Below are 13492 nucleotides of genomic sequence, written 5' to 3'. Positions count from 1 at the left end.
CGAAACTCGAAACTCGAAACTCGAAACTCGAAACTCGAAACTCGAAACTCGCAAATTTATTTCCTCTATCAGCTAATGATACCAATCTGCCAAATTATGTGATCTAATTAGCACACTGATACTTATCTACTTTTACTAAATTGAACTTATAAAAATCCAAGCAACTTTTAGCTTTATCACGTAAAGAGCCTAATGCAAGAAAGCGCATACGCCTGCTTGCTGTTTCATTATTCTTTGAGGGTGAAAACAGAACGAATATTGCTAAGCGCCTAAATACAGCGCGCGGCAGTGTCAATAAATGGGTTTCAAACAACCTTAACAATGGAGTTGGATACGGCAACACTGTTTATCTAATCGTGTGTTTAGTGGTTATGAAGAAATAGTCGAACAGGTTTCGCAAGCGTGGAATAAATTCATTCCTGATCCTGATACGGTTAAAAGCATATGCTCTAGAGACTGGATCAAATTGACTTAATCTTTATGCAGACTGGTATCACAGACAAACCCGCACTCTCTATAAAATCACCCAACTCGCTAACGACATAAGAAGAAACTATAAACTAGACAATAAAAAGCCCAACGTTGTGCTGGGCTTGGTGTAATACCAATCGACTTAAATATTTAACCATTCTAGCGAGCTAAATAAAGTGCTAACTGCGTTATAATTTATTCAAGTATAACAACTACATGTCGAAACTTACGCCTTGTTATCACTGTATTTATCTGTCGCTATAAATGGTCAGTAACTTAACACGATTGGTATAAATCTATTAACTATTAACCTTCTCGTTGGATCAGTCCTTCAAGAGCGCGAATGTTGGTGAGTAAGTCTTGCCTTTGTGGGTTGGCGTTAAGTGCTTTTTTAAGCTGGCTTAATGCTTCTTTGTAGTTTTTATTTTCAATTTCAATTTGCGCGAGGCCTAACCATGCAGAGAGTTGGTACTCAGGTAAAGCTTGTGCTCGTACATACATTAACCTTGCTTGTGTCAGTTGGTTTTGTTGCTGATAGATATTTGCCAGGCTTAACAGTGCATCGCCAAGATTTGGGTCGATTGTTAATGCTTTATGTAAACTCTTTTGAGCTTGTTTAAAGTTACCTTGCTCAATTGCTAGCTGAGCGGTATAAACTGAAAACTCTGCGCGGGATTGTTTTGATAACTTATTTATAAAAGGGTTTAGTTGCGAAACGAGCTGCTTGGCTAGCTGCCATTTTTTTTGTGCGATAAGCCAATTTAGGGTTTGCATACTAATCTCGCTAGCTTCTGCTATTTGAGGTGGCTGAGTGCTTGCTAATGCATTACTTAACAATTCAACAGAGCGTGAGTAGCTACCTTGTGTAAGATGAAGTTGTGCTGCAAGTAATTGATTACTTGCATTGCTAGGTGCCAGCTTTAAAGCTACTTCAATACTTGCCAAAGCTTGTTTATTGTTGTCTTGTTGTAAGGCAATTTGTGCACGTTCTAGCCAAAGCTCTGGATTGTTAGGGGATGCATTTAATAGCTCTTTTAGCAGAGCTTGGGCTTGACCTAGATCGCCGGCAGCAATTAGTGAAAATAGTAACCCTTGTTGATATTGTGCTTGCTGTGGCTCAAGCATTAATGCCTGACGATAAGCTGCAATTGCGCTCCAAGGTTGCTCAGCTTGTACATGAATATAGGCAAGTTGCGCATAGACTTGCGCATCAGCTTGGCCAAGTTCAATACAGCGGGTTAGATGTGGCTGTGCTTGTTGATAATTACCTTGCTGCATATAGAGCAGACTTAAACCTTGATGAGCTTTAACTAAATCTGGCATGCTTGATAAACTTGCCTTTAACGCCTGCTCAGTTCCTGCAAACTGTTTTAAGGTTAACAAAACTTGGCCACGTAAAAGTTGTAACGCAGGGCTATCGTTACCTAATTCACGTTGTGTAAATAGATCAGCAACAGCTTGGTAGTTACCTTGTTGTAATAGTGGTTTTAGTTGCTGGGCGAAGCTGCGTTCATTAGCTTCGATTTTTATATCTGTTGGGCTCAGTAAATTATTATTGATCAGCAACTGCCAGTGTGGATCGCTTGGCTGTAGTTTTACCTGCAATGAGGTTGCTTGGCTGGCAGTCATATAAAAGGTTAATGGCACGATAGCTAAACACGTTAACCATTTTTTTGTTGTTAATCTTTTCATTGTATTTTCACTTAAATACTGGCTTTACTAAGGTTTAAATTCAATGGGCCAAATAAATCTGGCTCTCACTATTTCACCGTCTTTTTTTGGTGAACTAAACCGACTTTGCTTAATGATCTTATCTATTTCAGGCTTTAGCTCAGGGTACGGGTTTTGTATAACATCAATTAAGCTTAATCGGCCATTTTCATCGATAAAAACATCGAGCTTCACGATGAAGGTACTCACACCTTGGCGAGTTAACTTTTTAGGTAATACTGCTTTTACGGGAGTGAGTAGCGTGGGTAAACCATCTAGTTGATTTAAGCTAAAGGCATCCCAATTAACGTCGATAGATTGAAATTCAGGAGTCGCAATTGGCATATTTGCAAGGGTTGGTTTACTAAGCGAAATTTTACTTTCAATTTTTATATTAATGGCTTGAATAGTTACACCCGCACCTTCGACAATGAGGCTTTGCATCGGCTCTGTCACAGCTGATTGCGTCACGGTTGGTGGCGGAGGTGGAGGCAGTGGCACTAAAGCAACTTCCCGAACGATAACTTTGTCGTTGATAGCGTGCTCAGCAATTTGCCCAAGCCAAAGTAGAACTAACGCGCATGCAAGTACCGTTAGGCTCAACATAAAAGCAAAAAACGGATGACGTTTATTAGCTATTGCAGGTTGTGATGCGAGTATATTATTTTGCATATTATTGCTGGGTCGCTAAGTTAACGGTTGCTGCACCAGCAAGTTTTGCTTCGTCTATTACCTTTACTAATAGCTCGGTTGGTACGGTTTTATCAGCTTGGATCACTACCGGTCTTTGCTGTTGTTTTAGCATTTGCTCTACGCTGCTGCGCACACCGGCCACGCCAATTTGGCTACCGTCAAAGTAAACCTGCTGGCTATCAGTTATGGCAAGAAAAATAACTTGTTGCTTTAATCTGCTTGCTGAGACGGCTTGCGGTTTATCAACCTCGACCCCACTTTCGCGAACGAAAACGGTGGTTACAATAAAGAAAATCAATAGTATAAATACCACATCTAATAGTGGTGACATATCAATATGATGCGCAGACTGTTGTTCTAGGCGTTGTTTTAAACGTGCTTGCATTGGCTTAGCTCGCTTGCTGTTGGATAGCACTGTTACGTGTTACGTACAGCAAGTAAGCTTGCATCAGCCATGCAGGAATTGCGCAGACTAACCCCAGTTGTGTAGTGAGTAGAGCATTACTTATCGCTTCGCTCATTAATTCGTTTTCGCCTTGCGACATCACTTTAAATGTATCGAGTAAACCAATAATGGTGCCTAATAAACCAAGTAATGGCAGCGCAGCGGTCAAAATAGAGCTGACATCGTGCCAGTAACCTTGGCGTTGCAGTTTATATTGTTTTAAATGCAGGATATCGTGCCAAATGAGCTGATAAACAAATAGCGCTAATAGGATGATAAGCCAGCAGATAAAATTATCGAACAGTTGCTCAAACATTTTTCACCTCAAGTTGACTAAGTTGCAGTGCGAACGCTTCAAGTTGGGTGTAATAGGCTTTAGCTTTACGCGATAGTAGCGCATTGAGTACTAATGCTGGTATGGCAACAACGAGGCCAAGCTCGGTAGTGATCAAAGCTTGGGCAATACCACCAGATACCACTTCTGGATCGCCTGAGCCAAATAACGTCATCATTTTGAATGTTTCAATCATGCCACTGACTGTGCCCAATAAGCCCAGTAGCGGTGCTACCGATGCTGTGATCGCGATTGCGCCAATGTAGTTATCAAGCTTGTGTTTATTATGCATCAGCTGATTAAATAACTGGTCATCTCTTATTTGTCCTATGTTGCTATCAACAGAGAGTTGAAACAGCGTTGCTTGCATTCCGCTGAAGCTGTGTTGCTCAGGTTGATTAAACGCAGTTTGTAAAGTCAGCGTCGAGACAGCTTTGATCTTACTAAGGCTAAATAATTGATATGCCTTGAATAGCGCAATTAATAATGCAAAACATGCAAATAAAATAATAGGGATTGCCCATAAGCCACCTTTTTCAAGATGTTCAACTGCACCTTCTTGTTGCGCTTGACTGGCAACTAAGCGGGTTAAACTTGGATCAAATGTTAAAGAAGCTGCGACCTTAGCTGAGTTTGTATTTACTTGTGAGTAAGCAATATCAAATGGGTTATTCTCATCACTTGATTGAACTATAGCTACTTTTGGTACTGCAACGTTAGCTGCTGATGAAAGCAGGCCGGTTAGTTTTGGCTGTGCAACACTAAACCAAGCCACGGGACCTACTTGTAATGTTGTAGCTGCGGTCAGTTCGCCATTTTTCAATACTATATTTTGCTTTTTAAACTCTGGGTATAATGCCGCAGTTTGCTGCTCTATCACCGCGACTACATCATTCAAAAGTGCTTGTTGATCGTTTTTACTTTGCGCTTGCTGAGCGTATTGACGAGTAAATCGGTTGAGTAAATTTAGCCGATATTGCTGTTGTTGTTGCCAGCTATCTAAGCGTGTTTGTAGCTGGGTTAAACTCAATGTGTCTTCATCAGCTAAACGGCGATTGAGTGTCGCTTGCTCACGCTCTTTTTTAAGTGCTTGCTGTTTTTCAAATATCTGTTGTGCCATAGTGGTTTGCTGTTTGGCAATCCGCTGTTGTGCTTTATTTAAAACGCTCTGCGCCGTTTTAATATCCGTTAGCAATTGTTGTTTGGCAGCATCCGCAGTCGCGGCTGTTACTACTTGGCTAAAACTCAGTAGTGTAACAAACCAAAAAGTACAGAATCGTTTCATGGCGTCAGCTCCTTAGCTGCATAGCTAAATACAGGCAAGGTAAGCCAGTGAGCTGCTTGTTTTTTTTCTTGTACAGCGATACCGTGGGCAATTTGCTCGCCATCAATCTCAGTATCAAATTGCCATTGCCAACCTAACTCAGAAGGGAAGCCAATGCCCGCATAACTTAAATCATTACTAACAAACCATGCTTGTGCGGCACCCAAATAAAGCTGTTTTACCCATATTTCTTTACCTTCACTATTACTGATTGCCATTTCATGAATTGAAATTCGGTTTTGAAAATCAGCCAATTGGCCAAGCATTTTTAAAGCAATTTGTAGCTTTTCATTCGCATCTAGGCTTTCGTTATCTAGATCGCCAATACTTTGCCAGCTCGCCAGTAATGGGGGAGGTAATTGTACTTGCAGTGAGCGCAATTGCTGGCTGAGCTGGATTAATTGACTATTGAGCGCGTTTTCATCGGTCTCAAGCTGGCTTTGTTGTTGAATTAGCGCAGTGCGCTTTTCTGCCAGCTCAGAGGTGTTCTTTTGACGATTTTGGTTTAGCTGTTTGAGTTGTGCTTGCTCTGCATCAAGTAAGATTAATGTTTGTTGCATCGAGGTTTTTTTTTCTAGCCAATGTGTTTCTAACTCACTAGTTTGTTGTTCTATTTGTAACCACTGATTAACGAGGTTTTCAAGTTCGCTAACCGGATCAGCTAAGCTTGAGAATGAGCTTAGTAAAATAACTGCCCCAACAGATTTTATAAAACGTTGCATATGCTAAGTAATGCCCTAAAAGTAATAACCATTTACAGTACAAAGCCAAGCTCTGGCTTTAACTTTATAAAATTAAAAAACCTTGATTTTTAAGCGCTTAAACTTAATTTTTTACGCCACTCATGCCCCCAAGTTTACTGTGCATTTACAGTCGCGTTACGTAAGTTTAAAAGTGTGAAAAATAGTACAATGATTGATAAAATAATACAAGTGATAACATTTCGCATTTACATTAATATTACTCAGTGCTAGGATTCCGCCGAACTTAAATCAACGTGCTTAAATGACTTGCTACAAAAACAACGTGTTAGCAAGTTCCCTGCTAATGGAGCTAAAATGGGTAAAATGACTAATAAACGCCGAACTTATATAAAACCGCTGGCTGCTTTTGTTACCGCAACTTTATCAACTTGGGCGTCTGCTCAAGGAGCTGAAAATATACAAGAGCTATCAGTAACCAAAGCAAAAACGCAATCGGAACAAAGCTATAAAGTTGAAAAATCATCATCAATAAAGAACACCCAGCCGTTGGTTGATACTGCAAAATCAATAACGGTTATTAACAAAGCTGTGATGAAAGATAGAAATGTAGATAGTTTGCAAGATGCGTTACGTAATGTTTCGGGTATTTCATTGGCGGCGGGTGAAGGCGGTGCGCCAGCTGGTGACAGTTTATCTATTCGTGGTTTTAGTGCTGCCAATGATATTTTTATCGATGGTATTCGTGATATTGCCGGGTACGACCGTGATACTTATAACGTTGAGCAAATCGAAGTTGCAAAAGGCCCAAGCTCAGCGACAACAGGTCGAGGTTCAACGGGCGGTAGTATTAACTTAACTACAAAAACGGCGACGTTGGATGAATTTAATGATGCTTCGCTGCGTTTAGGCACAGAGAGTGATTACCGCGCGCAAATAGATAGTAACTTTAAAGTGGCTGAAACATCAGCGCTACGTGTCAATTTACTGGTTGATAAAGGGGATGTTGCTGGGCGTGATCATGTTGAAAAAGAAAAACAAGCAGTCGCGGTTTCGTTTGCGACTGGTTTAGGAACCAATAGCCGTTTTAATCTTAATGCTGATTATCAGAATCAAGATAATATGTCTGATTACGGTATTCCGTGGGTTGGTTCTAGCCCTGTTGCTGAACTTGCTGGTAGCGAAAATGCAGCGCCACCGGTGAATTTCACTAATTTTTACGGTAACGTATATCGTGATTTTGAAGATATCGAAGCGTATTCAACAACTGCAAAGTACGAGTATGACTTGTCGCAAACAACCACGCTACGTGCCCAAGGTCGCATTGGTCGTGTAGAGCGAAAAGATACAGTGACAGCGCCGCGTTTTATTGATGTAAAAACAACAACTGATATCAGAATGAGCGACGTTAAAAATCGCGATACGCGCAATGAATTGGCTACACTGCAACTTGATTTAGTTGGTGAGTACTATTTTGCTGGTGTAAAACATAATGTGGTTACTGGTGTTGAATTAACTAACGAGACATTTAGCCGTTGGAATGTGACTGCATTGGTAGCTGATAATTTAAAGAACGAACCAGCGCTGAATGACTTATACAACCCAGATGCTTATTTACCTTACACTGGTCAGTATGGTCGTGATGGCACTAGTACTGAAGCGGTTGCTAAAACCCGTGCAATTTATGCATTTGATACAATTACATTTAATGAATATTGGCAATTAACTGCGGGTTTACGTTCAGAGCAGTACGATAGCGATTATCAGTATGATTACAAGGATCCAGCATTAACGATCTCAACTAGCGATACCATGACTAGTTGGAACGCATCTGCTGTATATAAGCCAAGTCAAAATAGCAGCATTTACTTTGGTGCAGGTAACTCGTATAACCCATCGGCTGAAGGCATTGCAGTATCTACTCGTGGTAATTCAAGTGAGTTAGATCCGGAGAAGAGCCAAAGCTATGAGTTAGGCACTAAATGGAATTTACTTGATGATAAGTTGATGACCAGTGCCGCTATTTTTAGAACGGTTAAAACTAATGCGCGCGTGGATGATCCTAATAGTGATCAGCGTGGTGTTGAAGTGCTTGATGGTGAGCAACGAGTGCAAGGTTTAGAGTTGTCTGCAACAGGTATTATCACCGATGAATTAAGTATCATCGGTTCTTATAGCTATCAAGATAGCGAAGTTACTGAATCTACGGTTGATGGTGATGTTGGGCATAACTTGGCTCGAGCACCTAAAAATAGCTACAGTGTTTGGGCTCGATATGACTTTAGCGACGCGATAGCTGCAGGTTTTGGCGCACAATATATTGGTGAGCGTTATAATGGTAATTCAGCGACCAGTCGTAAAGCCGACAGTTATGTTTTGTTCGATATGATGCTTTCTTATCAAGCAACTGAGCAGTTAAGCATTCAGTTTAATGGTGAGAATTTAACGGATGAAGATTATGAAGATAAACTAGGTGGCGGACACTTTATTCCTGGTCAAGGTCGTTATTTTACACTAACGGCTAGTTATTCTTTCTAATTACAAATTAATGTTTGTTGAATAGGTTAAAGCTTATTAAACAGGTTAATGCTTATTAGCCTGTTTTTTTAAGATTTGGGAACTTCCATGCTATTAAAAATACCAGACTTGCTTAGTGCTGATGAAGTCGCTTATTGCCGTAATGTTTTATTGGCCGCGCAATGGACTGATGGCAGTGTTACCGCAGGTTATCAATCAACGAAGACCAAAAATAACTTACAATTACCTGAGCAAAGCGCTGCAGCCAAAGAGCTTGGTGATATAGTTATGGGGGCTCTGGCTCGCAGTGATCTATTTATGTCAGGGGCGTTGCCTGCAAAAATTTTTCCACCTTTATTTAACTGTTACCAAGGTGGCCAATCGTTTGGTATTCATGTTGATAATGCGATTCGACAAGTACCTGGCACACCAGTGAAAATTCGTACGGATTTATCAATGACGTTATTTTTGAGCGAACCAGAAGACTATGATGGTGGCGAACTCGTTATTGAAGATACTTATGGCTCTCACACAGTAAAACTCCCTGCAGGTAGTATGGTGTTGTATCCATCAACCAGTTTACATAAAGTCACTCCCGTAACTCGGGGGCGACGTTTAGCTTCATTTTTTTGGTTGCAGAGCATGGTTAATAGCGATGAAAAGCGTGGTTTGCTATTTGAGTTGGATATGTCGATTCAAAGCTTGCGCGAAAAAGTCAGCGATAGCCCTGAGATTGTTAGGTTAACTGGCGTGTATCATAATTTATTAAGGCAATGGGCACAGACGTAAACAGGTTGTAGTGATGTGTATTTAAACTCAAAATATAAAAGTATATATTTATAAGGCGCTACCACGATTGGTTAAGTGATAGCGCTTTTTAGATCTTACAATACACATTATTAAATATGTTATTGAAATGGTAGTTAATTAAGACTCTTTTTTGCAAAGCTAACAATTACCAGTAAATTTGCGATAAACCATAAGTCTTTAATAACAAAAAGGCCTAATCTTGCAAGTAGTGTTGAGCTGTCAAAAGCTCCTTCAGCTGAGAATAAAAATGTCTGCGTCATTAAAAATACGGCACTGCAGCCAAGAGCCGCAACATAAATGGCTAATGGATGCTTTTTAATGATAGCCAGAGCGAGTGCTAAAGCAAAAAAGATGTCGTACGCACCAATTAGATTAGACGCTGTTTGCACTGAAAATAAGGTATATAACCAAGACATAAAAATAGAGGTTGATACCAGTGATATAATTCCATTTGCTTCAAACTCGTAAAATTTCATACCACCAATCCAAATAAGCACTAATGCAACAGGAAAGAAATTCAAAATTGCCATGCCTTGAGCCGACAAGCGCTGCGGTTTATAAAGGTAAATAGCGAGAGAAACAAGTGCAGTGTACTTAATTATACCTTGCCCAGAGCCTATAATTGGGAAGCCACCTAAGTCAGTCATCCAGCGGCTTTCACTTAATAAGGTAACAAGCGGTATAACGGCAATAGTGATCAGGCTAACAAAAGCAGGGGTCTGAAAACGTGATTGTTTTAAACTTAAAATAATAAATAAAGCGGTTACTAAAAAAGCCACTCCTGCGAGTATTGATTGCCCAGTTTCAGGGATTACATTGGCTAATTGATAAAAATTGAAAATAGCATGCACATTATTTACCCCTGCTCCTAATAAGAGACTAAGACCCAATAGCGATAAGCTAATAATTAGCAGTGAATGAATACTGAAACGAGTATAGGTTGGTTGCATTTTTTATAGGTGATTAAATATAGATACTGTAAAAGAGTGGTAAACGAGACTTTTTATTTCAAAAAATATAAAAAAACCAGCTTATTGAAGCTGGTTTAAGTTTAGCTATTTATACCCATTTGGGTTATTACTTTGCCAACGCCACGTATCTTGCATCATCACATCGATACCACGCTCTGCTTGCCAATCAAGTTCACTAAGGGCTTTTTCAGGCGCAGCATAACAAGCTGCAATATCACCTGGGCGACGAGGTGATACCTGATACGGAATATCTTTACCACAGGCTTTGCTAAATGCGTTGAGCATTTGTAGCACCGAATAACCATTACCGGTGCCAAGATTGTAAACATGGGCACCGGTATCTTGGTTTATTTTATTAAGTGCCTTTAAATGACCAAGCGCTAAGTCAACAACATGGATGTAATCACGCACACCAGTACCATCAACCGTATCATAGTCATCGCCGAAGATACCCAGCTGCTTTAATTTACCCACTGCCACTTGCGCGATGTAAGGTAATAAGTTGTTTGGAATACCATTGGGATCTTCACCAATTAGGCCTGACTCGTGCGCACCTACGGGATTAAAGTAACGCAAAATTGCAAATGCAAAGCGCTCATCTGATTTAGCGATGTCTTGTAACATCATTTCAACCATCAGTTTTGATGTGCCGTACGGATTAGTAGTGCCACCTACCGGGAAATCTTCTTGAATTGGCAGGCTTGCTGGATCACCATATACTGTTGCCGATGAGCTAAATACGAGTTTAAACACACCTGCATCGCGCATAGCATCAACGAGAGTCAGCGTACCTTGCACGTTATTTTGGTAATACTCAATGGGTTTCACCATTGATTCACCGACAGCCTTTAAACCGGCAAAATGAATAACACTCTCAATTGTATGTTTTGCAAACACGCTGGCCAAAAATGTTTTATCAAGGATGTCACCTTGATAAAAGTGCACAGTTTTACCAGTGATTTTTTTTACACGCTCAAGTGATTCCACACTCGAGTTGCTTAAATTATCAATGATAACAACATCATTATCTTGTTGTAATAATTCAACAACAGTGTGTGAGCCTATGTATCCCGCGCCACCTGTTACTAAAATTGTCATGAAATCTCCATATATAAGGTGAAGGTGTATAGTTGTAATTTCATCATAAATAGCACTTCAATACATGCTTTATCTGATCTTTTTGTTGCTCCATGATGTTACGGTATCAATTAATCATAGTTAACTGGTGTCTGGTTACATGTTTTACGTAAATGATAACAATGATGGTGAATAGTATTAAGCTATAGTTAAGTTGTTAATGCTATTATTTCAACTACATTAGCCCACGGGCATTTTGGAGATAGACAATGAATACATTTAAAAAAGTAGCGATGGCTATGTTAGTTATGCTGCCGGTATTTGCTCAAGCAGGAGAAGCTGTCGTTAAATGGCAAGACTTCAATGACTACCGTGATGTACGTCCTTCAAATGAACCTAAAGGCTCATACCATAAACATGTAGCGAGCAGTTTCGAAAAGCACTTTAATAAACTGGCAGAAAAGTTGCCCGAAGGATATAAGTTTAATGTTGAAGTGACTGAGCTGGATTTAGCCGGTGATGTACGCTTTGGCGGTATGAATGATTTACGTATTGTAAAACCAATTTATTTTCCACGCATTGAGTTTCAATATTCGGTTACTGATAAAGACGGTAACGTGATTTGTCAAAGCGATAAAGTCGAATTAAAAGATATGGGCTTTATGGATAAAATTAAAATGGGCCGTGATGAACAGTTTTACTATGAAAAACGTTTGATCACTGATTGGTTTGATAAAGAATTACTGCCAGTTGTCACCCCAAGCTAAATTAACAGTAAAAAGCGCTACAGTTTAATGTTAGCGCTTTTTTAGTTACTTGAACGTTGCGAGTAATTGCAGTAACTGTTGTAATTTAATAACAGTGGTTTTTAGCTTTTCTTCACTAAAACCTTCTGAACTTAAGCTTTCTACATCTGCAGCTACATCTAACACATAAGGTTTGAAGCGCTTTGCTTCAAAGGTAAAACCAGCATCGGCAGGAAATAACGCTGTAAATTTACCTAAGCCTTGTTGTTGCAACTCATCTAATTTTTTATCTGCGTCAAGTGACTGACGATAAACAATTTTTAAGTTGGCATTGAGTTGTTCAATAATTGAATCCATTTTTTTCCTAAAGCTTTAGACCGCAATGCCGATATAATACGGGTAATAAACTAAAAAGTCAGGTATGAGCTATGAATATATCAGGTGGAAATCTACCGGCCATGAGTGGCGCGGGTCAAAGTGGCGAAGTATACAGCGCAGCATTGGCAAAAAAACAGCAAAAAGCGGATGGTGCAGCAGCACTGGCACTCATTGAAGGTGCCGCTAGTTCGAGCGCTGCGCAAACGCCAGCAAAATCAGTTACAGCTTCGCTTGGTAATAACGTTAACGTATACGTTTAAGCCTTGTGTTTATAAAAGCTTGAGGTCAATCGGCGTTTTACTTTTTTGACCGCCGATTTCGCGCATCAGCTTTGGTACTAAAAATCCTGGCAATGCGATAAGCATTTCTGCCATTATTTTGCGTGCCTGTGATTCGTCGATATCAAAATGACTCGCTCCTTCAACTTTATCAAGTAAATATAGATAATAAGGCAGTACGTCGGCATCAAATAACGCTTCGCTTAATGCGACTTGCGCTTCGCTGGTATCATTTACATCTTTTAATAGCACCGCTTGATTGAGCAATGTGACACCTACCTTTTTGAGTTTTTGCATTGCCACTTTAAAATCATCATCAATCTCGTTGCCATGGTTAATGTGATTAATAAACACAATTTTAAGTGGAGACTTTGCAAAACGTTCGCACAGTTGGTCAGTAACGCGAGATGGGATCACCACCGGTAGGCGGCTATGAATTCGCATTCGTTTAATTTGTGGTAATTGTTCAAGCTCATCCATAAACCAACTAATAGCATCGTCCTTGGCCATTAACGGATCACCACCACTTAAAATCACCTCGTTAATATTAGCATCCGATTTTATGTAATCGAGCGCTGCAATTAAGCTGCGTTTATTTAGCTGATTTTCTTGGTATGGAAAATGGCGACGAAAGCAATAACGGCAATTAACGGCGCAACCAGTTTTAAACATCACTAAAACTCGGGATTTATATTTGTGTAATAATCCTGGTTGAGCGTTGTTTTGCTCTTTTAATGGATCTTTATCAAAACCTGTTTTAGCGATAAACTCTTGGTGGCGCGGCATGACTTGCAGCAATAATGGGTCATTAATATCGCCATAACGCATTTTTTTGATAAAAGGCACAGGCACACGTACCGGAAAAAGAGCTCGTGCTTTGAGGTCTTTTTCGTCGGCCATGCTTGATAAACCTAGCATTTCTAGCAAGGTGCTTGGGCAAGTAACAACATTAGCTAATTCTTTTTGCCAGTTTATATGCAAATTTGCTTCATTTCTTTGTATCATTGGTAGGTAGATTACTCGAAATTATTAGATAG

14 protein-coding genes are annotated in these 13492 nt (G+C 39.9%); 4 read left to right on the top strand and 10 right to left on the bottom strand.

Going from position 1 to position 13492, the window contains the following annotated elements; genetic code table 11:
• Positions 1-777: 777 nt before the first annotated feature.
• Genes H5154_RS11535 through H5154_RS11510 form a run of 6 tightly spaced genes read right to left on the bottom strand, consistent with a single transcriptional unit; the run spans position 778 to position 5699 of the window.
• Positions 778-2163 (bottom strand): lipopolysaccharide assembly protein LapB, encoded by a 1386-nt coding sequence (locus H5154_RS11535; RefSeq protein WP_182718361.1) that lies wholly within the window; start codon positions 2161-2163, stop codon positions 778-780.
• Between the two features lie 27 nt (positions 2164-2190).
• Entirely contained in the window at positions 2191-2853 is a 663-nt protein-coding gene (locus tag H5154_RS11530; protein ID WP_182718360.1) for a hypothetical protein, read from the bottom strand.
• A gap of 1 nt (position 2854) precedes the next feature.
• The gene (locus H5154_RS11525) at positions 2855-3259 is read right to left on the bottom strand and encodes a biopolymer transporter ExbD (RefSeq protein WP_182718359.1); all 405 of its coding nucleotides are present in this window, start codon (positions 3257-3259) and stop codon (positions 2855-2857) included.
• A 4-nt stretch (positions 3260-3263) separates the two neighbouring features.
• On the bottom strand, positions 3264-3635 hold the full coding sequence (locus H5154_RS11520; RefSeq protein WP_145234597.1) for a MotA/TolQ/ExbB proton channel family protein: 372 nt from the start codon (positions 3633-3635) through the stop codon (positions 3264-3266).
• Entirely contained in the window at positions 3628-4938 is a 1311-nt protein-coding gene (locus H5154_RS11515) for a MotA/TolQ/ExbB proton channel family protein (RefSeq protein ID WP_149983260.1), read from the bottom strand. Before H5154_RS11515 ends, H5154_RS11520 begins: the two co-directional genes overlap by 8 nt.
• A complete protein-coding gene (locus H5154_RS11510) occupies positions 4935-5699 on the bottom strand; it encodes a DUF3450 family protein (protein ID WP_182718358.1) in 765 nt (254 codons plus the stop codon). The genes H5154_RS11515 and H5154_RS11510 overlap by 4 nt, the downstream gene beginning before the upstream one ends.
• Positions 5700-6035: 336 nt before the next feature.
• Here H5154_RS11510 and H5154_RS11505 point away from each other — a divergent pair, with 336 nt between their 5' ends.
• Positions 6036-8216, top strand: a complete 2181-nt coding sequence (locus H5154_RS11505) for a TonB-dependent siderophore receptor (protein WP_182718357.1) — start codon at positions 6036-6038, stop codon at positions 8214-8216.
• 87 nt (positions 8217-8303) lie between these two features.
• A complete protein-coding gene (locus H5154_RS11500) occupies positions 8304-8984 on the top strand; it encodes a Fe2+-dependent dioxygenase (protein ID WP_149983258.1) in 681 nt (226 codons plus the stop codon).
• Between the two features lie 134 nt (positions 8985-9118).
• Here the strand turns inward: H5154_RS11500 and H5154_RS11495 are convergent, their stop codons facing one another.
• Positions 9119-9856 (bottom strand): DUF417 family protein, encoded by a 738-nt coding sequence (locus H5154_RS11495; RefSeq protein ID WP_310736612.1) that lies wholly within the window; start codon positions 9854-9856, stop codon positions 9119-9121.
• 204 nt (positions 9857-10060) lie between these two features.
• Positions 10061-11074, bottom strand: a complete 1014-nt coding sequence (gene galE, locus H5154_RS11490) for a UDP-glucose 4-epimerase GalE (RefSeq protein ID WP_149983256.1) — start codon at positions 11072-11074, stop codon at positions 10061-10063.
• 248 nt (positions 11075-11322) lie between these two features.
• Between galE and H5154_RS11485 the strand changes: the two genes are divergently transcribed.
• On the top strand, positions 11323-11820 hold the full coding sequence (locus H5154_RS11485; RefSeq protein ID WP_182718355.1) for a DUF3016 domain-containing protein: 498 nt from the start codon (positions 11323-11325) through the stop codon (positions 11818-11820).
• A 45-nt stretch (positions 11821-11865) separates the two neighbouring features.
• Here H5154_RS11485 and H5154_RS11480 read toward each other — a convergent pair whose 3' ends face one another.
• On the bottom strand, positions 11866-12156 hold the full coding sequence (locus tag H5154_RS11480; protein WP_145234613.1) for a prephenate dehydrogenase: 291 nt from the start codon (positions 12154-12156) through the stop codon (positions 11866-11868).
• A 71-nt stretch (positions 12157-12227) separates the two neighbouring features.
• On the opposite strand from H5154_RS11480, the gene H5154_RS11475 reads away from it, so the two are divergent.
• Positions 12228-12437 carry a hypothetical protein gene (locus tag H5154_RS11475; RefSeq protein WP_145234615.1) on the top strand — a complete coding sequence of 70 codons (210 nt, stop codon included), beginning with the start codon at positions 12228-12230 and terminating at the stop codon, positions 12435-12437.
• A 9-nt stretch (positions 12438-12446) separates the two neighbouring features.
• On the opposite strand, the gene epmB is transcribed toward H5154_RS11475, so the two are convergent.
• Positions 12447-13460, bottom strand: a complete 1014-nt coding sequence (epmB, locus tag H5154_RS11470; protein WP_149983254.1) for an EF-P beta-lysylation protein EpmB — start codon at positions 13458-13460, stop codon at positions 12447-12449.
• Between the last annotated feature and the right edge of the window lie 32 nt (positions 13461-13492).

The sequence above is a fragment of the Pseudoalteromonas sp. SR44-5 genome, from assembly GCF_014163675.1.
GTDB classification, from domain to species: domain Bacteria; phylum Pseudomonadota; class Gammaproteobacteria; order Enterobacterales; family Alteromonadaceae; genus Pseudoalteromonas; species Pseudoalteromonas rhizosphaerae.
Note: the sequence above shows the minus strand (reverse complement) of the source record. Positions and strands in the feature narration are given on the sequence as shown.

What these genes read in the sequence shown, in the direction of transcription:
- H5154_RS11475 (WP_145234615.1), top strand. Translation starts at nt 12,228, where the DNA reads ATGAATATATCAGGTGGAAATCTACCGGCCATGAGTGGCGCGGGTCAA.
- H5154_RS11485 (WP_182718355.1), top strand. Translation starts at nt 11,323, where the DNA reads ATGAATACATTTAAAAAAGTAGCGATGGCTATGTTAGTTATGCTGCCG.
- H5154_RS11480 (WP_145234613.1), bottom strand. Translation starts at nt 12,156, where the DNA reads ATGGATTCAATTATTGAACAACTCAATGCCAACTTAAAAATTGTTTAT.
- H5154_RS11530 (WP_182718360.1), bottom strand. Translation starts at nt 2,853, where the DNA reads ATGCAAAATAATATACTCGCATCACAACCTGCAATAGCTAATAAACGT.
- H5154_RS11520 (WP_145234597.1), bottom strand. Translation starts at nt 3,635, where the DNA reads ATGTTTGAGCAACTGTTCGATAATTTTATCTGCTGGCTTATCATCCTA.
- H5154_RS11505 (WP_182718357.1), top strand. Translation starts at nt 6,036, where the DNA reads ATGGGTAAAATGACTAATAAACGCCGAACTTATATAAAACCGCTGGCT.
- epmB (WP_149983254.1), bottom strand. Translation starts at nt 13,460, where the DNA reads ATGATACAAAGAAATGAAGCAAATTTGCATATAAACTGGCAAAAAGAA.
- H5154_RS11535 (WP_182718361.1), bottom strand. Translation starts at nt 2,163, where the DNA reads ATGAAAAGATTAACAACAAAAAAATGGTTAACGTGTTTAGCTATCGTG.
- H5154_RS11515 (WP_149983260.1), bottom strand. Translation starts at nt 4,938, where the DNA reads ATGAAACGATTCTGTACTTTTTGGTTTGTTACACTACTGAGTTTTAGC.
- H5154_RS11500 (WP_149983258.1), top strand. Translation starts at nt 8,304, where the DNA reads ATGCTATTAAAAATACCAGACTTGCTTAGTGCTGATGAAGTCGCTTAT.
- galE (WP_149983256.1), bottom strand. Translation starts at nt 11,074, where the DNA reads ATGACAATTTTAGTAACAGGTGGCGCGGGATACATAGGCTCACACACT.
- H5154_RS11525 (WP_182718359.1), bottom strand. Translation starts at nt 3,259, where the DNA reads ATGCAAGCACGTTTAAAACAACGCCTAGAACAACAGTCTGCGCATCAT.
- H5154_RS11510 (WP_182718358.1), bottom strand. Translation starts at nt 5,699, where the DNA reads ATGCAACGTTTTATAAAATCTGTTGGGGCAGTTATTTTACTAAGCTCA.